At 69.7% G+C, this 23,615-nt stretch carries 22 protein-coding genes; 13 read left to right on the top strand and 9 right to left on the bottom strand.

Annotated elements, in window-relative coordinates; genetic code table 11:
* The first annotated feature begins 21 nt into the window (after positions 1-21).
* Both ACN28I_RS10200 and ACN28I_RS10195 read left to right on the top strand, forming a co-directional pair.
* Positions 22-1,329, top strand: coding sequence for a hydroxyacid-oxoacid transhydrogenase (locus ACN28I_RS10200; RefSeq protein ID WP_420941870.1), 1,308 nt, complete (start codon positions 22-24; stop codon positions 1,327-1,329).
* 20 nt (positions 1,330-1,349) lie between these two features.
* Positions 1,350-1,781, top strand: a complete 432-nt coding sequence (locus tag ACN28I_RS10195) for an acyl-CoA thioesterase (RefSeq protein ID WP_420941869.1) — start codon at positions 1,350-1,352, stop codon at positions 1,779-1,781.
* Between the two features lie 20 nt (positions 1,782-1,801).
* On the opposite strand, the gene ACN28I_RS10190 is transcribed toward ACN28I_RS10195, so the two are convergent.
* Together ACN28I_RS10190 and ACN28I_RS10185 are read right to left on the bottom strand one after the other, a co-directional pair.
* Positions 1,802-2,431 carry a hypothetical protein gene (locus ACN28I_RS10190; RefSeq protein WP_420941868.1) on the bottom strand — a complete coding sequence of 210 codons (630 nt, stop codon included), beginning with the start codon at positions 2,429-2,431 and terminating at the stop codon, positions 1,802-1,804.
* 31 nt (positions 2,432-2,462) lie between these two features.
* Positions 2,463-3,344 (bottom strand): DNA integrity scanning protein DisA nucleotide-binding domain protein, encoded by an 882-nt coding sequence (locus tag ACN28I_RS10185; protein WP_420941867.1) that lies wholly within the window; start codon positions 3,342-3,344, stop codon positions 2,463-2,465.
* A gap of 135 nt (positions 3,345-3,479) precedes the next feature.
* Here ACN28I_RS10185 and ACN28I_RS10180 point away from each other — a divergent pair, with 135 nt between their 5' ends.
* Positions 3,480-3,842 carry a TraR/DksA family transcriptional regulator gene (locus ACN28I_RS10180; protein WP_047858457.1) on the top strand — a complete coding sequence of 121 codons (363 nt, stop codon included), beginning with the start codon at positions 3,480-3,482 and terminating at the stop codon, positions 3,840-3,842.
* 64 nt (positions 3,843-3,906) lie between these two features.
* Here ACN28I_RS10180 and ACN28I_RS10175 read toward each other — a convergent pair whose 3' ends face one another.
* Positions 3,907-4,665 (bottom strand): FHA domain-containing protein, encoded by a 759-nt coding sequence (locus tag ACN28I_RS10175; protein ID WP_420941866.1) that lies wholly within the window; start codon positions 4,663-4,665, stop codon positions 3,907-3,909.
* Positions 4,666-4,927: 262 nt separating this feature from the next.
* Between ACN28I_RS10175 and ACN28I_RS10170 the strand changes: the two genes are divergently transcribed.
* Positions 4,928-6,661 (top strand): protein kinase domain-containing protein, encoded by a 1,734-nt coding sequence (locus ACN28I_RS10170; RefSeq protein ID WP_420948614.1) that lies wholly within the window; start codon positions 4,928-4,930, stop codon positions 6,659-6,661.
* A gap of 15 nt (positions 6,662-6,676) precedes the next feature.
* On the opposite strand, the gene ACN28I_RS10165 is transcribed toward ACN28I_RS10170, so the two are convergent.
* Complete coding sequence (locus ACN28I_RS10165; RefSeq protein ID WP_420941865.1) at positions 6,677-7,768, bottom strand: FHA domain-containing protein; 1,092 nt, start codon at positions 7,766-7,768, stop codon at positions 6,677-6,679.
* 119 nt (positions 7,769-7,887) lie between these two features.
* Between ACN28I_RS10165 and ACN28I_RS10160 the strand changes: the two genes are divergently transcribed.
* Positions 7,888-10,110 carry a RelA/SpoT family protein gene (locus tag ACN28I_RS10160; RefSeq protein WP_420941864.1) on the top strand — a complete coding sequence of 741 codons (2,223 nt, stop codon included), beginning with the start codon at positions 7,888-7,890 and terminating at the stop codon, positions 10,108-10,110.
* A 168-nt stretch (positions 10,111-10,278) separates the two neighbouring features.
* The gene (locus tag ACN28I_RS10155) at positions 10,279-10,665 is read left to right on the top strand and encodes a RidA family protein (RefSeq protein WP_420941863.1); all 387 of its coding nucleotides are present in this window, start codon (positions 10,279-10,281) and stop codon (positions 10,663-10,665) included.
* A 131-nt stretch (positions 10,666-10,796) separates the two neighbouring features.
* Here ACN28I_RS10155 and ACN28I_RS10150 read toward each other — a convergent pair whose 3' ends face one another.
* On the bottom strand, positions 10,797-12,773 hold the full coding sequence (locus ACN28I_RS10150; protein WP_420941862.1) for a DsbA family protein: 1,977 nt from the start codon (positions 12,771-12,773) through the stop codon (positions 10,797-10,799).
* A 219-nt stretch (positions 12,774-12,992) separates the two neighbouring features.
* Between ACN28I_RS10150 and ACN28I_RS10145 the strand changes: the two genes are divergently transcribed.
* The gene (locus tag ACN28I_RS10145; RefSeq protein ID WP_047858452.1) at positions 12,993-13,232 is read left to right on the top strand and encodes a sulfurtransferase TusA family protein; all 240 of its coding nucleotides are present in this window, start codon (positions 12,993-12,995) and stop codon (positions 13,230-13,232) included.
* 11 nt (positions 13,233-13,243) lie between these two features.
* Here the strand turns inward: ACN28I_RS10145 and ACN28I_RS10140 are convergent, their stop codons facing one another.
* Both ACN28I_RS10140 and ACN28I_RS10135 read right to left on the bottom strand, forming a co-directional pair.
* Complete coding sequence (locus tag ACN28I_RS10140; protein WP_420941861.1) at positions 13,244-14,248, bottom strand: ABC transporter ATP-binding protein; 1,005 nt, start codon at positions 14,246-14,248, stop codon at positions 13,244-13,246.
* On the bottom strand, positions 14,245-15,009 hold the full coding sequence (locus ACN28I_RS10135) for an ABC transporter permease (protein ID WP_420941860.1): 765 nt from the start codon (positions 15,007-15,009) through the stop codon (positions 14,245-14,247). Before ACN28I_RS10135 ends, ACN28I_RS10140 begins: the two co-directional genes overlap by 4 nt.
* Before the next feature lie 161 nt (positions 15,010-15,170).
* Between ACN28I_RS10135 and ACN28I_RS10130 the strand changes: the two genes are divergently transcribed.
* The 3 genes from ACN28I_RS10130 to ACN28I_RS10120 all read left to right on the top strand — a co-directional run bounded on the left by ACN28I_RS10130 (position 15,171) and on the right by ACN28I_RS10120 (position 18,949).
* The gene (locus ACN28I_RS10130; protein ID WP_420941859.1) at positions 15,171-16,601 is read left to right on the top strand and encodes a penicillin-binding transpeptidase domain-containing protein; all 1,431 of its coding nucleotides are present in this window, start codon (positions 15,171-15,173) and stop codon (positions 16,599-16,601) included.
* 167 nt (positions 16,602-16,768) lie between these two features.
* A complete protein-coding gene (locus ACN28I_RS10125; protein WP_420941858.1) occupies positions 16,769-17,212 on the top strand; it encodes a hypothetical protein in 444 nt (147 codons plus the stop codon).
* Between the two features lie 81 nt (positions 17,213-17,293).
* Complete coding sequence (locus ACN28I_RS10120; protein ID WP_420941857.1) at positions 17,294-18,949, top strand: RluA family pseudouridine synthase; 1,656 nt, start codon at positions 17,294-17,296, stop codon at positions 18,947-18,949.
* A gap of 11 nt (positions 18,950-18,960) precedes the next feature.
* Here the strand turns inward: ACN28I_RS10120 and ACN28I_RS10115 are convergent, their stop codons facing one another.
* Positions 18,961-20,133 carry a DUF4388 domain-containing protein gene (locus ACN28I_RS10115; RefSeq protein ID WP_420941856.1) on the bottom strand — a complete coding sequence of 391 codons (1,173 nt, stop codon included), beginning with the start codon at positions 20,131-20,133 and terminating at the stop codon, positions 18,961-18,963.
* A 25-nt stretch (positions 20,134-20,158) separates the two neighbouring features.
* On the opposite strand from ACN28I_RS10115, the gene ACN28I_RS10110 reads away from it, so the two are divergent.
* The 3 genes from ACN28I_RS10110 (at position 20,159) to ACN28I_RS10100 (ending at position 23,239) form a co-directional block, all read left to right on the top strand.
* Positions 20,159-20,437: a glutaredoxin family protein gene (locus tag ACN28I_RS10110; RefSeq protein WP_420941855.1), complete on the top strand. Its 279-nt coding sequence runs from the start codon at positions 20,159-20,161 to the stop codon at positions 20,435-20,437.
* 129 nt (positions 20,438-20,566) lie between these two features.
* Positions 20,567-21,511, top strand: coding sequence for a GGDEF domain-containing protein (locus ACN28I_RS10105; protein ID WP_420941854.1), 945 nt, complete (start codon positions 20,567-20,569; stop codon positions 21,509-21,511).
* Between the two features lie 72 nt (positions 21,512-21,583).
* Positions 21,584-23,239 (top strand): sigma 54-interacting transcriptional regulator, encoded by a 1,656-nt coding sequence (locus ACN28I_RS10100; RefSeq protein WP_420941853.1) that lies wholly within the window; start codon positions 21,584-21,586, stop codon positions 23,237-23,239.
* 133 nt (positions 23,240-23,372) lie between these two features.
* Here ACN28I_RS10100 and ACN28I_RS10095 read toward each other — a convergent pair whose 3' ends face one another.
* Entirely contained in the window at positions 23,373-23,576 is a 204-nt protein-coding gene (locus ACN28I_RS10095; protein WP_420941852.1) for a hypothetical protein, read from the bottom strand.
* Positions 23,577-23,615: the final 39 nt, after the last annotated feature.

Genomic DNA, 23,615 nt, shown 5'->3' with positions numbered 1-23,615 from the left:
CGAACCGCCAGGAGGGACGCGATGGGCTGTTGCCACTACCACCCCGTCGGAGAGGGCTGTGACAGCGCCTTCACCGTGGACACCTCTCGCATCACCTTCGGCCGCGGCTCCCTGGCCGAGGTGGGCGACCGGGCGAGGGCGCTCGGGATGAAGCGCGTGGCGCTGTTCTCGGACGAGCGGGTGGCCCGGCTGCCGCACTTCGAGAAGGTGCGCCAGTCCTTGAGCGCCGCCGGACTGGACGTCGCCATCTACACGGACGTGCACGTCGAGCCCACCGACCGCTCGTTCCTGGAGGCGGCGCGGTTCGCCTCGGAGGCCCGGCCGGATGGCTACATCTCCCTGGGCGGCGGCTCGGTCATCGACACGTGCAAGGCGGCCAACCTCTACGCCACCCATCCGGCGGACTTCCTGGCCTACGTCAACGCCCCCGTGGGCGATGGGCGCCCGGTGCCCGGCCCGCTCAAGCCGCACATCGCCTGCCCCACGACCTCGGGCACGGGCAGTGAGGTCACCGGCATCTCCATTTTCGATCTGCTCTCCATGGCGGCGAAGACGGGCATCGCCTCGCCGGCGCTGCGGCCCACCGAGGCGCTCATCGACCCGGACTGCACCGCGACGCTGCCCGGTGAGGTGGTCGCCGCGAGCGGGCTGGATGTGTTGTCCCACGCGCTGGAGTCCTATACCGCGCGGCCGTATGTGCGCCGTCCCGCACCGCCCCGGCCGAGCCTGCGGCCCATGAGCCAGGGCGCCAACCCGTGGAGCGATCTCGGCTGCCGCGAGGCGCTGCGCCTGATGGGCCTGTACCTCGAGCGCGCGGTGGCGGACGCGCAGGACCACGAGGCGCGCGAGCAGCTCATGTGGGCCTCCACGCTGGCTGGCATCGCCTTCGGGAATGCCGGGGTGCACGCGCCGCACGGTATGGCCTACGCCGTGGCCGGGCTGGTGCGCGACTTCCGTCCCTCGGGTTATCCGGACGGCGAGCCCCTGGTGCCGCACGGCATGGCCGTCATCGTCAATGCCCCGGCCGTCTTCCGCTACACCGCCGAGGTGAGCCCCGAGCGCCACCTGGAGGCCGCGCAGTTCCTGGGCGCGGACGTGCGTGGAGCCTCGCCCGGTGACGCAGGAGAGGTGCTCGCGGGCAAGCTCATCCAGATCATGCGTGCCGTGGGGATTCCCAATGGCCTCGGTGGGGTCGGCTACACCGACGCTGACCTCGCTGCCCTCACGGAAGGTGCCTTCCCGCAGCAGCGCCTGCTGCAGAACGCTCCCCGCGAGATGACCCGGCCTGTCCTCACCGGCTTGTTCCGCCAGGCGCTGCGCTACTGGTAACCGAAGCAGGGGCAACCGCCATGTCCGACGCCGAGACCTCAGACCGCTACCGCTACTTCCTGCCCATCACCACCCGCTGGATGGACAACGACGCCTACGGGCACATCAACAACGTCACGTACTACAGCTACTTCGACACCGTCGCGAACCACTACCTCATCCACGAGGGCGGCCTGGACATCGTCAGCAGTCCCGTCATCGGCCTGGTCGTGGAGTCCCGGTGCACCTACAAGGCCCCGCTCGCCTATCCCGACCGCCTGCGCGCGGGCCTGCGCGTGGACAAGCTCGGCAACCGCTCCGTGACCTACGGCATCGGCGTCTTCAAGGAGGGCGAGGAGCTGGCCGCGGCGCACGGGTACTTCGTGCACGTCTTCGTGGACCGCCAGTCTCGCAAGGCCGTGCCCATGCCCGATCGCTTGCGTGAGGCGCTCGCGCGAATCACCGTGGGCTGAGGGCGAATGCTGCCGCTGCCTCAGGCCATCCACTCCCGCCATTCAGCGGGTGCGGCCCAGCGCTCGAGATAGAGAGCCCGTTCTGCTTCTGGCAGGCCGTTCCAGAAGGGACTCCAGACCCGCATCATCCAGTATTCGCCATTGCCCTGCCTCCAGCCCGCGGAGACAGGGCTGTACTCCGGGAACGCCTGCCAGGGCGGGGGAACCTCTCCGGTCTGATTGAGCCTGGCCGTTTCGGAGAGGAACGTTCCATTCAAGCCGATGAGCGAGACGTGACGGATCGCTTCGCCCCAGGAGTCGATGGTTGCGATGAGCCGGGCCTCGTCTCCATCCCCATGTCGTTCGCAATGGGGAACCCGTTCGAGGATGCGCTCCTTGCCACGCAGGCCGAGCCAGCCCCTGTCGATGCAGGCAGGGAAGTATCGGTTCGCCTCCTGCAGGCATACGCAACACCTGGGTGGGAAGGAGAGGCTCCTCTCGGTCCGCCATCGCTCCAAGGATGGCAGACTGAGAAAGAAGCCGGCCTGTCTCAGCGTGGGGTAGCCCAGGTGGGCCAGACTCCTCTCGTCCTCGGGTGGCTGCTGCTCGGGGCTGGAGCGAGCGGCCTTCTTCAGGCCGAAGACACGCCGGATCTGACGCTCCAGCTTCATGACGCCCCGGGTCGGCCAGCGGAGAACGTTGTTACGTGCGGCGCGCGGTCTGGTGCAGCTCCAGCACGATGTTGCCGCTCTTGAAGAGGCGGACCGCTCCCGACGTCTGGCTCACCACCAGCGCGATGCACTTCGTCGTCGACGTGATGCTCGCCGCCGCCGCGTGCCTCGCCCCCAGCCCCAGCGGAATCTTCACCATCTCGTCCGACGCCGACAGGTAGCGCCCCGCCGCCAGCACCACCCCGTCCTCCCGGATGACGAACGCCCCGTCCAGCACCGAGAAGTTCTTGATGGCCTCGCGGATCTTCGGATCCAGCACGTTGCGCTCGGCCTCCGACAACCCCTGGAACGGGTTGATCGTCATCTGCCGGCTCTTCTCCATCACGGCCGTGTGGTCCCCGATCGTGATGATCGAGCCAATGGGGTGGCCCTCGAAGCCCTCCTGGCCCACCTGCAGCGCCAGTTGGATGAGCGCGTCCACCACCTGCGAGTTGAACTCGTCCCCCAGCTTCACGCCCTCGATCGTCAGCCGATCGTCCAGCGAGCCACCGATGCGCATCTGCATCAGCGTGTCCGGCGGGCGGCCCAGCTTGCCCGTCATGCACAGCACCAGCTCCCCCTCCTTGAACGCCCCCTGGGAGAGCGCCGACACCAGCGCTACCTTCACCCGCTCGGTGCGCGAGTAATCATATGCGGGAATCACCAACGCCCTCTGTTTACTGCCCAACAGTTCCTCCGCGATCCGCGGGGAGGTCACCGCGTAGACGAGCTTGCGTTTCGCGAGCTGCCGACGCAGATCCTCGGCCGCGATGGGCACGTCGCTGATGTAGAGGAAGTGGTCTACGTCCCCCTTCCCAGCGAGCGAGAGGGCGGCTCGCAGGAACTCCCGGTCGAATTTCGAGGCATCGCTCATTGGGTACGACCTCGCCGCCTGTTTTTAAGGGTGGTCCGGGCCTCCTTGACACCAGACCGCACGTGAATAAAGCTTTCCGGCCTTTTTTTACGGGGTGTAGGGCCCATTTTCCCCGCAGCACGGGAGCCTAAGGCTGTGAACCAGAAAGATCTCAAGCGTTACAAGAAGATGCTCGAGGACAGCAAGACGAGCCTGCTGGAGAGCGCCAAGAAGACGCTGGTGGAGGAAGCCAGCTTCGACACCGATGATCTCCCCGACGAGATCGATCAGGCCTCCTCCGAGTATGCCCAGTCGATGGCTTTCCGCCTGCGCGACCGCGAGAAGTTCCTGATGCAGAAGATCGACCGCGCCCTGACGCGCATCGAGGAGGGCACCTTCGGCATCTGCGAGCGGTGCGAGGAGGAGATTTCCCCCAAGCGGCTGGAGGCGCGGCCTGTCACCACGCTCTGCATCCGCTGCAAGGAGGAGCAGGAGAAGAAGGAGAAGTCCTACGGCTGATGCCGTGGGAGGGCAGGGGAGCTTCCCCACGCACGGGCCCGCGTGAGCGCTCTCCTGCCGTTCCTCAGGCCGCCAGCTGGATCTCCACCCGGAGAAGCTGGCGGCCGATGAGGAAGTGGTCCCCGTTGTCCACGAAGACCGGACCGGTCAGCCGGATGAAGGTGCCGTTGGACGAACCCACGTCCCGCACCCGCAGGCGATCCTGCTTCACACTCAGCAGCGCGTGACGCCCCGAGACGAAGCCGTCCGTGGGGAAGGTGATCTCCCCCTGCTCGCGCCCGAGCTGATTGTCGCCTTCCTTGAGCGGGAAGGCCGCCCCACGCAGCCCCCCCTCCAGGATTTGCACCAGCCGCAGCCGGTAGCCCGGGTCCGCCGAGCCCCAGATGTGGGCGCCGCCGGGGCCCACCGCCGCCGCGGGGATGGGCTCGAGCACCAGCCGCTGCCGTCCCAGGCGCAGCTCCCCACCCACCGGCAGCTCCCGCTCCTGGCGCAGGCGCACGAAGACGCCGTTGGCGCCCCCCACGTCCTCCACCGCCAGCCGCCCCCCCGAGAAGAAGAAGCGCGCCTGCTCGGGCATGATGAAGGGGTCATCTGTCAGTGCCAGGTCCCCCTGGGGGCCGCAGGTGAGGGTGTCCCCCGTCATCCGCACCACCGATTCCGGGCCGCCGTCCGCCCGTACCACCCGGAGGGCCACCTGGGGCCTGGCCGTCAGCTTCGGCGCGGCCATCACCATCGTGCCGGAGCGCATAGGCGAGCCACAGGCGTGGCAGGTGGAGGCGTTATCGGGGTTCTCGGCGTCGCAACGGGGGCAGTAGGAGGCCATGGCGGGCCGAGGTACATATCAAGCCCGGCCGGGGGTTGCTCGGGTGCTGAACATTGCCCGTCCACCTTGCGGGCGACCCGACGCTCGTGGGAAGTTGGGGGCCCAACACCCGATTTTCGCATCCGGGAAGCCCCCCTTGCATTGCCCCAGCTGCGGCGCCGACGCCGGTGATGTCTCCAAGTACTGCCCCTCCTGCGACTCCCCCCTCGCGCGAGGGGAGCCGGACGAGTACATCGGCCTGACCATCGCCCAGAAGTACCAGGTGGAAGCCCTCATCGGTGAGGGCGGAATGGGCAAGGTGTACCGCGCCCGCCAGGTGGCCCTGGACAAGCTCGTGGTGCTCAAGGTGCTGCGCCACACGCTCCTGGGCGATGACCGCACCGTCGCCCGCTTCAAGCGCGAGGCCAAGGCCGCCAGCCGCCTCAACCACGCCAACTCCATCAGCATCCTCGACTTCGGTATCGCCGAGGACGGGGCCCTCTTCATCGCGATGGAGTTCGTCCCGGGGCAGGACCTGCACACCGTGCTCAGCAAGGACGGGCCGCTCCCCGAGCAGCGCATCGTCCGCATCGTCAGCCAGGTGCTCTCCGCCCTCTACGACGCGCACAACGCCGGCGTCATCCACCGGGACCTCAAGCCCGAGAACATCATGGTGGAGCAGCGGCGCAACGAGCCGGACTTCGTGAAGGTGCTCGACTTCGGCATCGCGAAGATCCAGGACGCCGAGGGCGAGGGGCCCGCCCTCACGCGCACCGGCTTCGTCTGCGGCACCCCCGAGTACATGTCTCCCGAGCAGGCCCGCGGCGCCACGTTGGATCACCGCTCGGACCTGTACGCCGTGGGCGTCATCCTCTACCAGCTCCTCACCGGCCGGCTGCCCTTCGAGTCCGACTCGGCCGTGGGCTACGCCACCAAGCACCTCACCGAGGAGCCCCTTCCTCCGTCGCGCAAGCGCTCGGACATCCGCGTGTCGCCGGCCATGGAGCGGCTCATCATGCGGGCCCTCTCCAAGAGCCCGGATGACCGGCCGCAGGACGCCGAGGCCTTCAAGGCCGAGCTGATGGCCGTGGAGAAGGAGCGCGAGCGCCGCGCCAATGCCGCGCCCCCCGTGCGCCGCACCGGGCCCGCCCCGGGGCTCGCGCCGTTGCCGCGCCGGGCCACGCCGCCTCCCAGCGGCATGAGCACGGACATCACCGACCCGGGTTGGGGCGGCGAGTCCGACGCCACCGTGCGCGCCATGCCCGAGCGGATGCAGCCCGGCGCCGCCCTCGCCCGCGCCTCGGCGGAGCGCACGCAACTGGCCCCGTCCACCGGCCGCTTCCCGGCGGAGCGCGAGCGGCCCCACTCCGCGCCGCTCGCCCCCGTGCGTTCCGCGCCCGAGCGCGCCCCGCTCGACCGGGCCACCACCGAGCGTTCCCTCCAGGAGCGGGGGCCGTCGCCCACCGTCACCCAGGCGATGCAGCACGACAAGACGGAGGCCCTCGTCTCCACCGTGCCCGAATCGGGAGGCAGCTTCGGGTTCCTCAAGGCCTTCGTGCTCACCCTCGCGCTGGTGACGCTCGGGCTGGCCGCCTGGTGGATGTACACGAACTGGCGCAACCAGGCTCAGGAGCAGCCCTTCGTCCCGCCGAAGAACGCGCCCATTCCGGGCCAGGAGTCCCGCGGGTACGGGCCCCCCGGCGCGCCGCTGTACGAGCAGCACGTCCCGGCGGACAAGCGCGACCCGAAGCAGGCGCAGCAGCGGCGGCAGGCCGGGTACGCCGCCTACAAGAGTGGCGACCTCGACAAGGCCGCCGCCGAGTACCGCGCGGCCTTCGCCGCCGAGCCCTCCCCGGAGCTGTCGCTCATCCTGGGGGAGGTGTACTGGGCGCTCGAGAACCACGACGAGTCGCGCGGCTGGTGGAAGCGTCACCTGCGCGACCTGCCGGGCTCCCAGGCCCGCGCCACCCTCCTGCGCAAGGAGCCGCAGCTGGCCTCCGCCTCCGGGAGCAGGTAGCCCCCGGCGCGGCGCTCAGCCCATCAGCTCGACCTGGAGGATGTGCTGGCCCAGGCGCACCCGATCTCCGGGGCGCAGCGGCCGCTCCACCGAGGGGGCGATCCGCACGTACGTGCCGAGGCCTCCGGAGAGATCCCTCAACTGGGCCCCGGTGGGCGTGAAGCTCAGCTCACAGTGGCGGCCGGCGAGGCCCTCTTCCTGGGGGTAGCTGAAGTCGCAGTTGGCCTGCCCGATGGTGAGCAGCGGGGTCGAAGTGACGACCGTGCGGCCGCTGCGGCCTCCCACCAGCACCTCCTCCACACCGAAGACGCCCTGCCCGGGAGGGACGGGGGCGCCGTAGACGGTGGGGCGCCCGGCGAGGGGCGGCGGGGCCTCGAGCTTGCCGAGGAACTTGAAGAGGCGCTGGCCGGCACTGAAGAAGGACAGGGGGAGGATCGTCTCCGCGCCGGGGATGGTGACGTAGACGCCCGAGGCGCTGGACTCATCCCGGACATGCAGCACGTTGTCCTTGATGAGGAAGGTGGCGTGCTGGGCGGAGACGAAGACGTCGTCCGCGAAGAGGATGGCGCCCCGGGTCCGGCCCACGGAGCAGCCGGTGACGGGCAGCTTGAAGCGCTGGCCGCGGGTGGTACCGGCGACGACCGCCAGGCCGAAGCGGGACGCGGCGGGAGCGGGACGTGCTCCCGAGGCGGGCGCGGCGGCCGGTTTGGGGGCCCCGGCGGCGGGAGGAACTCCCACGGGAGCCGCCGGACGCGACAGGGGGAGGGGAGCCGCCGGAGAACGGGGGGCGGCCACCCCGGGCGGGGCGCGGGAGGCCAGGGGAATCCCCCCGGCCGAGGCCACCGGGGCCGGGGTGCGGGAGGAGGCCGGACGTAGACCGGGCGGGGACTCGGGCGGACGGGCACTTCCCAGCGGAGGCCGGGAGACCCCGGCGCCGGGCTTGCCCGTGGAGGAGACGGGCGGGGTCCTGGAAGGTGGCGGCTTCGCCGTGGCCGGCGCCTCGCTCAGCGAGGTGCCGCAGCTCGCGCAAATCTCGGCGCGAGGGGGGTTGTAGCCGTCACAGTTCGGGCAGACCACGGCAAGGGCGGACAGCAGGAGCTGTGACATGGGCAGATCGACTCTAGAAGTGGCTGTAACGCCGGGTCAACGAAAGCGAGTCCCGAGAGAATCCCGAGGTTGCGACGTTGCCCCCCCTGGGGGCGGCAGTTAGCATTGCTGTCGATTCGATGATTCGCCTCAACGACATCCTCCAGCGGGTTGCCTCCTATCATCCGGACCCCGATCTGGACATCATCAAGAAGGCGTACGTCTACTCGGCCAAGGTTCATCAGGGCCAACTACGCAAGTCGGGAGAGCCTTATCTCATCCATCCGCTCGAGGTCGCCGGCCTCCTCGCGGAGCTGAAGTTGGATGAGGCCTCCATTGTCACGGGCCTGCTCCACGACACCATCGAGGACACGCTCGCCACCGCCGAGGAGCTCACCGAGCTGTTCGGCCCTGAGGTCGCCCAGCTCGTGGACGGGGTGACCAAGCTGTCCAAGTTCTCGGCTTCGGCCACGCTCTCCCAAGAGGAGAAGCAGGCCGAGAACTTCCGCAAGATGATCATCGCGATGGCGCAGGACATCCGCGTCATCCTCGTGAAGCTGGCGGACCGCACGCACAACATGCGGACGTTGGATCACATGGCCGAGGAGAAGCAGCGCCGCATTGCCCAGGAGACCCTGGACATCTACGCGCCGCTGGCCAACCGCCTGGGCATCAGTTGGATCAAGACGGAGCTGGAGGACCTGTCCTTCCGCTACGTGAAGCCCCAGGACTTCCTCGCGCTGCAGGACAAGCTCAACAAGCGCAAGAAGGAGCGGGAGAAGTACATCGAGGACGTGAGCGACCTCATCCGCGGCAAGCTGGAGGAGCGCGGCTTGAAGGGCGACGTGAGCGGCCGCTTCAAGCACGTCTACAGCATCTACAAGAAGATGAAGTCGCAGGGGATCGAGTTCGAGCAGATCCACGACATCATCGCCTTCCGCATCCTCATGCCCGCGGTGCCGAGCTGCTACGAGGCGCTGGGCCTGGTGCACCAGCTCTGGAAGCCGGTGCCGGGGCGCTTCAAGGACTTCATCGCCATCCCCAAGCCCAACATGTACCAGTCGTTGCACACGACGGTGGTGGGGCCGCTGGGCGAGCGCATCGAAGTGCAGATCCGCACCCCGGACATGCACAAGGTGGCCGAGGAAGGCATCGCGGCACACTGGGCGTACAAGGAGGGCAAGGCCCTCACCGTCAGCAAGGACGACGAGAAGTTCGCCTGGCTGCGCCAGCTCATGGAGTGGCAGCAGGACCTCAAGGATCCCAAGGAGTTCCTCGAGACGGTGAAGGTGGACCTCTTCACCGACGAGGTCTTCGTCTTCACCCCGAAGGGGGACGTGAAGAGCCTGCCGCGCGGGGCGACGCCGGTGGACTTCGCCTACGCCATCCACTCGGACGTGGGCGGCCGGTGCGTGGGCGCCAAGGTGAACGGGAAGATCGTCCCGCTGCGCTACAAGCTGAAGAACGGGGACACGGTGGAGGTGCTCACCAGCCCCCAGGCGCACCCGTCCAAGGACTGGCTCACCTTCGTCAAGACGAGCCGGGCCCAGCAGCGCATCCGTGCCTTCATCAAGCAGCAGCAGCGCGAGAAGAGCCTGCAACTGGGGCGCGAGCTGCTGGAGCGGGAGCTCAAGCGCTACCAGCTCAACTTCAACAAGCTGCTGAAGACCGGCGCGCTGAAGAAGACCTGCGAGGAGCTGGGCTTCCGGGTGGAGGACGACCTGCTGGTGGCCCTGGGCTACGGCAAGGTGGTGCCCAACCAGGTGATTTCCCGCGTGGTGCCGCCGGAGAAGCTGGCGGCCGGCTCGGGCGAGGGCAGGGGCACCTCGGCGGAGGCGCAGGCGACGAGTGGCAGCGGTAGCAGCGGCATGCTGCCCGGGCTGTCGCGCGTCACCGACTTCGCCAAGAAGCTGGTGGGGAAGCAGAGCAGCAGCGGGGTGCAGATCGGCGGCGTGGACGACGTGCTGGTGCGCTTCGGCCGGTGCTGCAACCCGGTGCCGGGAGATCCCATCGCCGGCTTCATCACCCGGGGCCGGGGCGTGACGGTGCACACGGTGGGCTGCGACAAGGCGCTGGCGACGGATCCCGAGCGCCGCGTGGACGTGTCGTGGGACGTGCGGGGCGACTTCAAGCGTCCCGTCACCCTGCGCGTGCTGACGGCGGACCGGACGGGCCTGCTGGCGGACATCTCCAACACCTTCTCGAAGAAGGGCGTCAACATCTCCCAGGCCAACTGCCGGGCCACGGGGGATGACCGGGCGGTGAACACCTTCGAGGTCATCATCTCCGACCTCAAGCAGCTCACCGACCTGATGCGCACCATCGAGCGGCTGCCGGGCGTCTTCTCCGTCGAGCGCATCTGAGAGCCCTCCTCTCCCTCTCCCTCCGGGAGAGGGGCGGGGTGAGGGTGCCCGTCACCGTTCTCCATCCCGCGCCCGGGCCTCCGGGGAGTTGGCCGTCCGCCGTGCAGATGCTAGAGCCGCCGCGAACACGCGGCCGCTCCTGGCCGCCTCGTTTCCCGAGGTGAACGCATGGCTCGCAAGATTGTGCACTCCGACGACGCGCCCAAGGCGATTGGCCCCTACTCGCAGGCGGTGCAGGTGGACTCCGGGAAGATGACCTTCCTGTCCGGGCAGATCCCCCTGGACCCGAAGTCGATGACGATGGTGGAGGGGGACGTCATCGATCAGGCCGAGCAGGTGATGAAGAACCTGGGCGCGGTGCTGAAGGCCGCGGGCCTGGACTTCTCCCACGTGGTGCGCTGCACCATCTTCCTCACGGACCTGGGTGACTTCACCAAGGTGAACGAGGTCTACGGCCGCTACTTCACCGGTGCGCCCCCGGCCCGCGCCACCGTGCAGGTGTCCGCGCTGCCCCGCGGCTCCAAGGTGGAGATCGACGCCATCGCGGTGTCCTGAGCGGAAGAGGGGAGACCCTCACCCCAGCCCTCTCCCAGAGGGAGAGGGAGCGCCCGCAACGAGAAAGGCCGCCGGACCCAGTCGGTCCGACGGCCTTCTTCATTCACCCGCCTCGGAGGAGGCGGCGGGGACTACTTCTGGTCCGCCGCGACGGTGCCCTTCTTCTTCGACAGCTCCTCGTCGATGATGCGCTTGAAGGCCTCGACGGGCTGCGCACCGACGACCGAGCGGCCGTTGATGAAGAAGGTGGGGGTGCCGTTGACGCCCAGACGGGTGGCCTCGTTCATGTCCGTGGTGACCTGGGCGTCGTACTTGCCCGAGTCCAGCGCTGCCTTGAACTGGCCCATGTTCAGGCCCAGCTCCTGAGCGTACTTCTCGAGCGAGGCGCGATCCAGGGCACGCTGATTCTGGAACAGCTTGTCGTGGTACTCCCAGAACTTGCCCTGCTCGTTGGCGGCCAGCGCGGCGGCGGCGGCCGGCTTGGCGTTCGCGTGGAAGGGCAGCGGCTGGTTCTTGAAGGCCACGCGGACCTTGCCCTTGTACTCGTCCTCGATCTGCTTGAGCGTGGGCAGCACGCGGCCGCAGAAGGGGCACTCGAAGTCGGAGAAGGCCACGATGGTGATCGGGGCGTTCTTCGGGCCACGCGAGGGGGCGTTGCCGACCTCGATGTTCTGCACGGGGGCCTCGGCCGGGGCCTGGGCCTGGGGAGCGGAGCCGTTGGACTTCACGCCCTCCTCGAGCAGCTTGGCGTACAGGTCCGCCTGCTTGGTGCCGGAGGACAGCAGCTTCTCGGCGCGGGCCTTCTCCTCCTCGATGATCTTCTTGAAGGCCTCGAAGGGCTGGGCGCCCACGAACTCACGGCCGTTGACGAAGAAGGTCGGGGTGCCGTTGGCGCCCACCGCGGCACCAGCGCTGGCGTCCGCCTCCACCTTCGCGCGGAACTTGCCGGAGTCGAGCGCGGCCTTGAACTGGCTCATGTTGAGACCCAGCTCCTGGGCGTACTTCTCGAGGTTGGCGCGATCCAGGGCCTTCTGATTCTGGAACAGCTTGTCGTGGTACTCCCAGAACTTGCCCTGCTCGTGGGCGGCCATGGAGGCCTCGGCGGCGGGCTTGGCGTTCGGGTGGAAGGACAGCGGCTGGTGACGGAACACCACGCGCACGTCCTTGGGGTACGTCTCCTTGATCTGCTTGAGCGTCGGGCCGACGCGGCTGCAGAAGGGGCACTCGAAGTCGGACCACTCGACGATGGTGACCTTGGCGTCCTTCGGGCCGAAGGAGGGGGCGTCGGCGGGGAACTCCACCTTGCGGTAGGCCTGCGCCGGAGCCTGCTGCTGCTGGGCGGGCTTGTTGGGAGCCGCGTCCACGCCCTTGGCCATGATGGCGGCGTACACCTGGTTGGCGGGGGTGCCCGAGCGCGTCAGGGCCTCGGCCTTGGCGAGCTCCTCGTCGATGATGGCCTTGAAGTTGTCGATGGGCTGCGCGCCGGAGAGGAAGCGGCCGTTGATGAAGAAGGCCGGGGTGCCGTTGGCGCCGAGCTTGCCGGCCAGGGCCTGGTCCCGGTCGATGATGGCGGAGAACTCCGGCTTGGCCAGGTCCGCCTTCCAGCGGGAGACGTTCAGGCCGAGCTCGCCGGCGTACTTCTCCAGGTCCGCGTCCTCGAGCGCCTTCATGTTGGCGAACAGCTTGTCGTGGTACTCCCAGTACTTGCCCTGCTCACCGGCGGCCATGGCGGCCAGCGCGGCGGCCTTGGCGCGCGAGTGGAAGGAGAGGGGATTCTGCTTCATGACCACGCGCAGCTTGCTGCCGTAGTCCTTCTGGAGCTGCTTCACCGTCGCATCGGCGCGGGAGCAGAAGGGGCACTGGTAGTCGGAGAACTCGACGAGCGTGACGAGCGCGTCCGCGTTGCCCTTGGTGGGCGAGCCGTCGATGGGCACCTTGAAGACGGTGGGGTCCACCTGGCGGGCATTCGGGCGAGGCGCATTGGCGGCAGCGGCCGCCGAGGGCTTGTTGGCAGCAGCGGAAGCCGAGGTGCCGCCGGTGATGGCACGGCCACCCACAGCTCCCAGCACCAGGCCCACGAGCAGGGCCACGATCACATTGGGTTTCATAAGTCTGTTCTGCTCCTCAGTACGTCGTCAGGTCCGACTACGATCCCGGGCTTTATCAAGTCAGCAGGGCGCGGGTAGATAACAGAGCCCGTTCCGAGCACGCAAGGCAGGCAGGCGTACGCGGACTGGGTGAAGACGCCACCCAGGGCCCCGGAAACACAACGGTTTTCATCGAAAATTCCTCCGGCGCGCCTCGTGCTCCGGGCCTACACTGAGCCCATGCAGCCGGACGTGCGCGTGGACGCCTCGGGAACATACTGCCCCGTTCCCATCCTGGAGATAGCGAAGGCCGTCCGCCGGCTCGCCCCGGGGACGCTCGTGGAGCTCGTGGCGACCGACCCCGGTGTCCAAGCCGATCTGCCCGCGTGGTGCGAGGCCACCGGCCACGCCCTGCTCGGCCTGGAGAGGCGAGGGGCGGCCTGGGTGGCCTGGGTCCGCAAGGCGGGCGGAGGGGCATGAGGGGAAGCGGGTTACCATCCGCTCCCTGGTGACCTGAGCCGCCCCGGAGTTTCACCGGGGATTTTCCGGGGATTTCTTTTCGCCCCTGGAGGCCCGCCCGCTACGTGAGCTGCAGCACCCGCTCTTCCAGCCGGCGGCCCTGGGAGACGCCCAGGATGAGCACCCCGGTCTGCAGCAGGTGGCCCACCACGCGGCTGATGACCTCCTCGGGCCGGTATGCCTGGCCGTCGAAGCGGATGTGCAGGAGCGTCTCGCCCTCCATCCGCGCCGACGTGACGCCGGGCAGGGACTGGAGGCTCCGGGATGATGACGGTGCCGTGGGCCACCTGGACGCGGAACTCGGCGCCCTGGGCGGTGAGCTCGGCCATGGTGCCGGCCTGGGCCAGCTTGCCGCGGTCCAGGATGGCCGCCGCGTCGCACAACTGCTCCAGCTCCTGGAGGTTGTGGCTGGAGACCACCACCGTGGTCTGCTGGTCCTTCATCTCGCGGATGACCTGGCGCACCTGGTTGGCGATGCGCGGATCCAACCCGGCGGTGGGCTCGTCGAGCAGCACCAGCGGCGGTCTCCCCATGAGGGCCTGCGCCAGGGCCGCGCGCTTGGCCATGCCGTGCGAGAGCGCGTGCGTGTCCACGCCCCACGCCTCCATGAGGCCCACCCGCTCCAGCGACGTGCGCGCTTCCTTCTCGGGCGCGTCCAGGCCGCTCAGCCGCGCCCAGTACATGAGCAGCGGCCCCACCTTCCACCCGCCGGGCAGCATCGCGTCCTGGGGCAGCACGCCGATCTTCCCCTTGAGGGCACCGTCCGCGAAGGGATCCACCCCCATCACCCGCACCGTGCCCCGCGTGGGGCGCAGGTAGCCGCACATCATGGAGAAGGTGGTCGTCTTCCCGGCGCCGTTGGGGCCGATGAGGCCGTACACCTCGCCCCGCTGGATGGAGAGGCTCACCCCATCCACCGCCACCTTGGTGCCGAAGCGCCGGGTGGCCTCGAGGATCTCGATGGCTCGCTCGCTCACAGGTCCCTCTCGCGCAGGATGAACAGGCCACCACCCAGGAACAGCACCGTGAAGACGAGGTAGGCCACGACGGCTCCCGCCACATCCCCGGCGTCCGGATAGAGCAACCGCGGCGAGTACCTCAGGGGCGAGAGGTAGCGGATGAGCCGCAGCGGGTTGCCCTCGTCCATGCGCGCCGTCGTCCAGAAGAGGAAGGAGATCAGCAGGGCGCTGAAGTTGATGAGGAGGCTCACCGCGGGGTTGGGCGAGAGGGTGGAGCAGAACGAGGTGAGCGCCAGGAAGGCCAGCGAGAAGACCGTGGAGACCATCCAGAAGCGCAGCAGGTTCAGCCCGAAATCGGCGGCCCCGAAGCCCGGCGTGGTCACCCAGGTGTAGACGCACAGGCCCAGGTCGAGCAGCCACACGAGTCCCAGGAGGATGGTGGTCTGCGCGAGGAACTTGCCGAGCAGCACCGACGAGCGCCGGGCGCGCACCGTGAGGTAGCGGATGGAGCGCGGGCCCAGCTCTCCGCTCACCTGGTCGAACCCCATCAGCGCCACGTAGAGCGGCAGGAAGAAGAGGCTGAGGTAGAAGGCCACCAGGATTGGCAGCGGCATCCCCCCGGTGGAGACGAGCCGCTGGGTCTCGCCCAGTTGGGAGGCCAGGGACCAGAAGAACGCGGCCGCCAGGATGACCACCAGGGCGATGAGCACGTAGAGCGCGAGCAGCGCCAGCACCCGGGAGCTGCGCAACGTGCGGCGGCACTCCGCGCTCCAGATCACTGCAGTCTCATTCAAGACATTCAAGGCGGGTGGACCCTACCGGGCCCACGAGGCGCTCGCCAGGTTTCTCGCCCTCCAGGGGAACGCTCGTGGCGGAATGGACGTCTCGACCTGAGCGGGTACCATGCCAACCCCCCACCCCCTTCGCGCGACGGTTCTGCATGACGCTCTCCCGGGCCCTCCCCGCCACGCTGCTCCTCCCCCTGTTCCTCCTGCTCGTCGGTGCGGACGATACGAGCCCTCTCGAGGGTGGGACGGAGTCGGTGGCCGAGGCCGCCCTCCTGGAGGGTGGGCTGGCGGACGCGGGCGTGGCCGGGGCCACGGACGGCTCGGATGCCGGGGTGATGCTGGGACTCGTCCCGCCCGTGCCGGTGCCCTCGCGTGAGGAGGACCCTCCCATCACCCGCCTGCGCTCGCTGCCGGCGAAGCAGGACGTGCTCGCCCGGGCGAAGAAGGACGCCCAGGGCCGCCTGGTGGTGCCGGGTCCCCAGGGGGACGTGCCGCTGACCATCGATCCGGTGCTCCAGTCGCAGCTCACCGGCATCCTCTCGCAGTACCGCGTGCCCTACGGGGCGGTGGTGGTGGTGGAGCCCTCCACGGGCCGCGTGCTGGCCATGGCCGAGCACTCGCGGGCCCAGCCGGGGATGCGCGGACTGGCCACGCGCGCGGTGTACCCCGCGGCCAGCATCTTCAAGATCGTCACCGGCGCCGCGCTGCTGGAGGCCGGGGTGACGCCCGAGAACGAGACGTGCTTCCACGGCGGCAAGCGGCGGCTCTCCGAGAAGCTGCTGCAGGACAGCGCTCGGGACGGCCAGTGCCACTCGCTGGCCGAGGCCATGGGCAAGAGCGCCAACGTCATCTTCGCCAAGCTGACGCAGCGCCACCTGTCTCCCAAGGCGCTGAAGCACGCGGCGGCCCGCTTCCGCTTCAACCGGGAGCTGTCCTTCCCGGTGCCCACGGACGTGTCGCTCGCCGCCGTGCCGGAGGAGGACGAGTTCCGCTTCGCCCAGACGGGCGCGGGCTTCGGGGACGTGTACCTCTCGCCGCTGCATGGCGCGCTGCTGGCCTCCGTCGCGGCCAACGGGGGCGTGTGGAGGGACCCCGTCCTCTTCGAGCCCGGCGCGGATGCGCAGCCCCAGACCGCCGAGCAGGTGCTGTCGCCCGAGGTGGCGCGGGACCTGGCGACCCTCTTGGAGGCGACGGTGACGAAGGGCACGGCGCGCCGGATCTTCCGCGAGCGCGGCATGCGCGTGCCGGGCGCGGTGGGCAAGACGGGCACGCTGGCGGACCGCAGCCCCTTCCGCGACTACTCGTGGTTCGTGGGCTTCGCCCCCAAGGACAACCCGAAGGTCGCGGTGGCCGCGGTCATCGTCAACGAGCCCATCTGGCACATCCGCGCCACGTGGCTCGGCCGCGAGGCCATGCGGCTGGGGCTGGCCCGCCTGCCTCCGGGCGCTCTCGAGGCCCCCGCGAAGGACGAGCCCGCCGAGTCTCCCGAGGAGGAGTCCGCGGACGAGGAGCTGCCCTCCGACGAGATGGCCGGAGCACCCGCCGCGCCGGCGGCCAGCCAGTCGGCGATGACGCGGCCCTGAGCGGGTGAGGAGCGCGGATCCTCGCGGGCCCGCCCCACCACGAGCTCAACTCCTGAGAAGAGCAGGAAAATCGTTGTTCTGGAGCGGCTCGGGGGCATAGGTACGCCGGGCGGGAGGCCAGTCCGGACAGCTCCTCGGGAGGCTGTATGGCAGGGCAGGACGAGCTCATGAGCAGGATCGCCGAGGCCATCGAGCGCGGCCAGAGCGGTGACCGCGAGGCCGCCCGCCAGATGTTCTCCGGGATCTGGAAGGAGCTCGCCGCTGACGGAGATCCGTTCCACCGCTGCACGCTCGCGCACTACATGGCGGATCTGCAGGACGATCCGCACGAGGAGCTGGCCTGGGATCTGCGCGCGCTCGAGGCCGCGGACCTGGTGCCCGAGGCGCGGGCGCGCGAGTACCACGACCACGAGGCGCTCTCGGTGCGCGGGTTCTATCCGTCCCTGCACCTCAACCTCGCCGAGGATTACCGCAAGGTCGGTGACGTCGCGCGGGCGCGGGAGCACGTGGCGCGAGCAAGAGCCTCGGCGGTGATCCTGGAGGAAGATGGCTATGGCCAGATGATCCGCGCCGGCATCGAGCGCCTCTCGCGGCAACTGCCTCCGGAGTGAACCGGTGGGGGCGAGCGCTCTGCCGCTCCTACACCGGGCAACCGCTCTCCGCCCGCCCACGGTTCGTGTTACGGGAGAGCCGTGGAGACGTGGGTCACCCCCTTCGAACAGCAGCCAGCCCCTGGTGACGCCGCCGGGTCCTTCCCGAGTCCCTTCGACGAGCTCGGCCCCCAGGCCCTGGCGCGCCAGGCCGCGGAGGTGTTGCAGGCAGAGTTCCGGGCAGGCTTCGTCGCCCCGGGGATTCCGGCCGCGATGCTCGACGGCCCCGAGGGCGGCAAGATGTTCGGCGTGCTCGTCGTGCGGGAGCCCGGCGGACGCATCGGATTCCTCCGCTCCTTCTCCGGCATGCTCGCGGGGCGCTGGGAAGTTCCAGGTTTCGTCCCGCCGCTCTTCGACCGCGAGGCGAGGGAGCGCGTGGAGCCCGCGGGCGAGGCCGTGGTGAAGGCGTTGCTCGCCCGCGCGGAGGAACTGCGGACCTCGCCGGAGCTCACCGGGCTCCGTGCCGCCCACGAGGCGCAGCAGGCGCGCCATGCCGCGGAACGCGCGGAGCTGCGCACCCGGCACGAGGAGCGGAAGCGGCGGCGCCACACGCTGCGGGCCGGGCTGGAGGCGTCGCCCGAGGCCCTCCACGCGCTCGACCAGGAGAGCCGGGGGGACAAGGCGGAGAAGCGCCGGATGGAGGCGGCCCACGAGGCGGAGCGCCGGGAGCTCGAGCCCAGGCGGGCGCGGCTCGAGCGGCGCCTCCGGGCCCTCGAGCGTCTGCGGTGGATCGTCTGCCGCGCGCTCATGAAGCGGCTGCACGACACCTACGCCGTGCCCAACGCGCGGGGCGAGCGCCGTCCGCTCCGGGCCCTGTACGCCCCCGGAGAGCCGCCCTCGGGCGCCGCCGACTGCGCCGCCCCGAAGTTGCTCGCCCATGCCTTCACGCACGGCCTGCGCCCGCTGGCCCTCGCCGAATTCTGGTGGGGGGCTCCACCGTCCTCGGGGGGCCGTGCCTCCGGGGCGTTCTACGCCGCCTGCCGCGACAAGTGCGCGCCGCTGCTTCCCTTCATGCTGGAGGGCCTCCGGGTCTCGCCCCCGAGGGTCTTCGCGCCACCGGCCGCCGTGACCGAGGGGCTGTCCGTCGTCTACGAGGATGCCTGGATCGTCGTGGTCGAGAAGCCGGGCGGCCTGCTCTCCGTGCCCGCGAAGGACACCTCGGTGACGGACTCGGTGCTCGCCCGGCTACGGGCCCGCTACCCGCACGCGACGGGCCCGCTGCTCGTGCACCGGCTCGACCTGGACACCTCGGGCCTGCTCGTCGCGGCGCTCGACTCGCGGACGCACGCGGCCCTTCAGCGGCAGTTCGCCCAGCGGGAGATCCACAAACGCTACGTGGCCTGGGTCGAGGGCCTCGTCCAGGGCGAGGAGGGCACCATCGACTTCCCGATGCGCGTCGACCTCGACGACCGGCCCCGGCAGATTCACGACCCGGTGCACGGCAAGTCCGCGGTGACGCGGTGGCGGGTGCTCGAGCGGCGCGGACAGCGCACCCGGGTGGCCTTCTTCCCCCTCACGGGGAGGACCCACCAGTTGCGCGTCCACGCGGCACATCCGCTCGGGCTCGGGGCCCCCATCGTCGGGGACCGCCTCTACGGACACGAGGACGTCCGCCTGCACCTGCACGCGGAGTCGCTCTCCTTCCAACATCCGGAGACGGGCCAGCACGTCTCCTTCGAGCGGCCGGCCCCGTTCTGAGAGTGCCCTCCCTACCGCGGCGTGAGCTTCACCAGCCCCGAGTCCACGAACTCCCGGAAGTACTTCAGCGCCTCCAGCTCCTTCAGAGGCGACATGGAGATGATGGCGCCCAGGTCGCGCTTGCCGTCGATGCGGGACAGCAGGTAGCGCTCGGGCGTGCCGAGCTGCAGCGTCTTGAGCTGCCCCGCCGACACCAGCAGCGAGGGCACCTGGGGTTTGTCCACCATCTCCCGGCGCAGCGCCCCCACCAGGGCGGCCTCCGCCGAGCGCAGCAGCGCCTCCGTCTCCGGCGTGGGCTCCAGCTCGTGCGCCCGGCGCGCCAGCGCCTCGCCGTCCTTGAAGTTGCCGTTCTCCAGGAAGGACTGCGCCGCCTCGATGATCTCGCTCGAGGGGGACTCGGCGCCGATCACCTCCACGTCCACCACCTGCGCCTCGTCCTCCTCGTCGGAGGGCGGGGGCCGCTGGCGTCCCGGCGGCGGCGTGGCCGAGACCTTCACCGCCTCCAGCCGGTGGAGCGCGTACAGGCGCTGGTACACCAGGAAGTCCGAGGCATGCAGCACCTTGGCCATCTCGTCGATGGTCAGCCCCTCGCGGATGCGCTTCACCAGCCGCGCGTCCAGGGTGCCCGGCTTGGGCGGCTCCGGCAGCCGGCCCTCGTCCACCGTCAGGTACAGCGTCCCCGAGGGGAAGGCCGCCCGGATGGACTGCCAGGCCGTCTCGCGGAACTCGCCCTCGCGGTACACGTCCGCCAGGGCCACCCGCGCGTCCACGCCCTCCACCTCCGCCACCGCGCCCGCGTCGAAGGAGAACTCGCCTTCCTCCCAGCGGAACATGTCCAGCAGCGACTCGCGGAACTTCAAGGAGAGCGTGGCCTTCACCGTCTGCTCGGTCACCAGCCCCGCCATCACCAATATCTTCCCCAGCGGCACCCGCGTCTCGCGCTGGGTGGCGTAGGCCTTGCTGAACTGCTCCTCGCTCAGGTTCCCCATGTTGATGAGGAACTGGCCGAGGAACTCGCGCGGCTGGTTGGAGCTGGCGCTGATGACCTGTCCGGCGCGCAGGAGGATCAGCTTGCGCACGCCCGCCCGCATGACGCGCAGCGTCCCCGTGCTCTTCCGGTTGCCGAGGTACGCGACGAGATCCTTCAACGGCATCGTCGAGAAGTCACCTGACAGGCCGCGCATGACGTCACATCCTTCTACCGACCGAATGATTGTCCGACTCTACTCGAAACCGAACTGTTGCCTCTGCGACCAGGCGAAGGAAGTGCTGGAGCGGGTGCGCGAGCGCATCCCCTTCGATCTGGTGGAAGAGGACATCCGCGCCGACCCGGCCCTCTTCGCCGCGTACCGCTACGACATCCCCGTGGTCATCATCGACGGCCGGGACACCTTCAAGCTCCGCCTGGAGGAGGCCGAGGTCGAAGCGTGCCTCCGGCGGGCAATGAATGGCACGCCGGTTGCTCATTCCGGTGGCCAAGGGGAGTAACTCCCTTCCCACCCCCAGGAAAAACAGGGGGATGCGGAGAGGCGGCGGTGGGTAGGGCTGTAAACCTGGGGAGAACGCCGGAGGAACGATGGGGAAAAAGGTTCTGGCCGGACGGGGGATACGGTGGCGTTGAGGAGCAAGCACAAAAGGGCGGATCAACCCCTGACGGTGTTGGTGGTGGAGCCCCGGGCGGGAGACCTGGAGCGCACCCGGATGGTTCTCGGGGAGGCGGGCTTCCGGGTGGTGCCGGTGACTCGCTTCGACGCGGCGGGGCCGCTGTTCGAGGCCATCCGTCCGGACGCGGTGGTGCTGGCGGCGCAGCCTCCGGACTACGCGGCGGTGTCGGTGGCGCGGCGGCTGCGGCAGTTGGGCCGGGGCGCGGTGCCCATGCTGTACCTGGTGGATGGCGGGGACCCGGACACCTGGCGCTTCTGCATGGACAAGGGCCTGTGCGTGGACATGGTGCCGCGCAGCGGCTCGGGCGAGGAGCTGGTGCTGCGCCTGCGCGCCCAGCTTCGCCTCAAGGCCTCCGTGCGCCGCTCGATGCTGCCCGAGGACGCGGGCTCGGCGGCCATCCATGATCCGCTCACCGGGCTCTACAACCGGACGTTCCTCCTGGAGCTCATCGCGCTGGAGACGCGGCGCATCGAGCGCTTCGGTGGCGGCTTCTCGGTGGTGGCGGGGGCGCTCGAGGACTTCCGCGCCATACGCAAGGAGTCCGGGCGGGGCCTGGCCGAGCGCCTGCTCGTCTACTGCGCGGTGGTGTTGGGCCAGACGGTGCGCGAGGCGGACATGGTGGCGCGCGTCGGCGAGGACGAGTTCGCCGTGCTGTTGCCGGGGACTCCGGCGGAGGGCGTGCCGGACGTGATGGCGCGCGTGGGCGAGCGCTTCGCCCTGGCGCGGCTGCAGGTGCAGGGCAGGGTGCTGCGCCCTTCGTTGGCCCTGGGCGCGGTGAGCTACCCGGACGTGATGGGGTCGCCGGTGCAGTTGCTGACGAGCGCGTTGCAGTCGCTGCGCAGGGCTCGCGAGGAGCGCCGCGGCATGGGCATGGGCGCAATGGGACTGACGGTCTGAACGAGGGATGAACCCGGAAACGGGCGTCCCACGGAGTGAATCGAGATGGACAGGGTGAGGGGAGGCGAGGGGATGGATCGGATCGCGGTGCTGGTGGTGGACGACGAGGAGCAGGTGCGGACGTTCCTCGGAGAGCTGCTGGGCAGCTCGGGGTACCAGGTGCGCTGCGCGTCGAGCGGCTCCCAGGCGCTGGAGATGCTCTCCGGCGGCTCGTTCGATGTGGTGCTGCTGGACGTGATGATGCCGGAGATGAGTGGCCTGGAGGTGCTGCGGCGTTACCGGGCTTCCGGCGGAGGCGCACCCGTCATCGTGCTCTCGGCGCTCTCGGGCGCGGAGGACGCGATGCGCGCCATGAAGATGGGCGCCAGCGACTACCTCTCCAAGCCGTTCAGCAATGACGAGCTGGAGGACGCGATGAGCCGCGCCGTGGGCGCCAGCCGCATGCCGGCGCGCCAGGCTCCGGCGGTGCAGGCGGCGGGCGCGGGGTCGTCCCGGGAAGAGTCGAGCGGGGAGCGGATCCTCATCTCGCACTCGCCGGCCATGCGCAAGGTGCGCGCGCTGGTGGAGCGCATCGCGGACACGGACGTGCCGGTGCTGCTGCTGGGCGAGTCCGGGACGGGCAAGGAAGTGATTGCCCGCGAGGTGCACGCGCGCAGCAACCGGCGCAACCGGCCGTTCATCAAGGTGAACTGCGCGGCGCTGCCGGGCGAGCTGCTGGAGAGCGAGCTGTTCGGCCACGAGCGGGGCGCCTTCACGGGCGCGACGGCGGAGAAGCCGGGCAAGTTCGAGCTGGCGGACCAGGGCACCATCTTCCTGGACGAGATCGGCGAGATGGCGATCCGCCTGCAGGCCAAGCTGCTGCAGGTGTTGCAGGACGAGGAGTTCTTCCGGGTGGGCGGCAAGAAGAGCGTCCGGGTGGACAGCCGCGTGGTGGTGGCGACGAACCGGGAGCTGGAGCGGGAGATCGAGCTGGGCAACTTCCGCGAGGATCTCTTCTACCGCCTGAACGTGGTGGCCATCCGGCTGCCGGCGCTGCGCGAGCGCCCGGAGGACGTGGTGCCGCTGACGGACCACTTCCTGAAGAAGTACGGGAAGCAGTTCATGAGCGGGGTGGCGGAGCTGCCGCCCGAGGTGCTGAGGGCCTTCACGGAGTACGAGTGGCCGGGCAACGTGCGCGAGCTGGAGAACATGGTGCGCCGGCTGTGCGTGCTGAAGGATGCGACGCTGGTGCTGGACGAATTGCGCTCGGGAGGCCGGACGCCGGCGAGTGCGCCGTCGCTGCCGACGTCGTACGCGGGAGACGGGGACGTGGAGCCCCCTGCGCCGACGATGCGGATGCCGGTGCCGGTCTCGGGGCCCTCGGCCACGGTGACGGCGGCGGGCCCGGGCGGCTCGGTGCAGGTGCTGGAGATGCCGGCGCGCGGGGTGGTGCCCGCGGCGGAGGTGCCGGTGAACCAGGTGGTGGCCGCGCCGAAGTACACGAATCCGTTCGACGTGCCGCAGCCGCCGCCTCCGCCGCCGACGATGCCGGAAGCGGAGATGTCGCTGAAGGACATCGGCAAGCGGGCGGCGATGTTGGCGGAGCGGGAGGCGATACTGGCCATGCTGCAGCGCACGGCGTGGAACAAGCGCCGGGCGGCGAGCAAGCTGCGCATCAGCTACAAGGCGCTGCTCTACAAGATCAAGGAGTGCGGCATCGTGGACCCGAGGGCCTCGGCCGAGTTCTGAGCCGAGAACCCATCTTGAGGATCCACTGAGCCTCGACCCCTCTCCCCTCGGGAGAGGGACGGGGTGAGGGTATCAGGGCCCTGAGTTGAGCCCCATGCGCCAGAGCTCCCTGGCCCATGGGGCTTCTTCCGTCTCAGGCATTGTCCCGGCGGACCTGGACCTTCTTGCCGCGCAGGGTGGCGCCACTGCACCGGCTGGCGCGGTGGCACGTGCTACTGTGCCTGTCCGGGCGAGACACGGCGCTCGCCACATGGCTGGCGCCGCTTGCGTGGTTGCAGCAGTCCACGGCACGGCTGATGCTGGTTGTCACGAAGCCACGCACGCACCTGCCGCCCATCCCTTTCCTCCTCGCGAGCCTTTTCGATCTGGCCGGACT

It is taken from the genome of Archangium gephyra, assembly GCF_049060025.1.
GTDB classification, from domain to species: domain Bacteria; phylum Myxococcota; class Myxococcia; order Myxococcales; family Myxococcaceae; genus Archangium; species Archangium gephyra_A.
The sequence above is the reverse complement of the archived record's forward strand: the minus strand, read 5'-3'. Positions and strand labels throughout refer to the sequence as shown.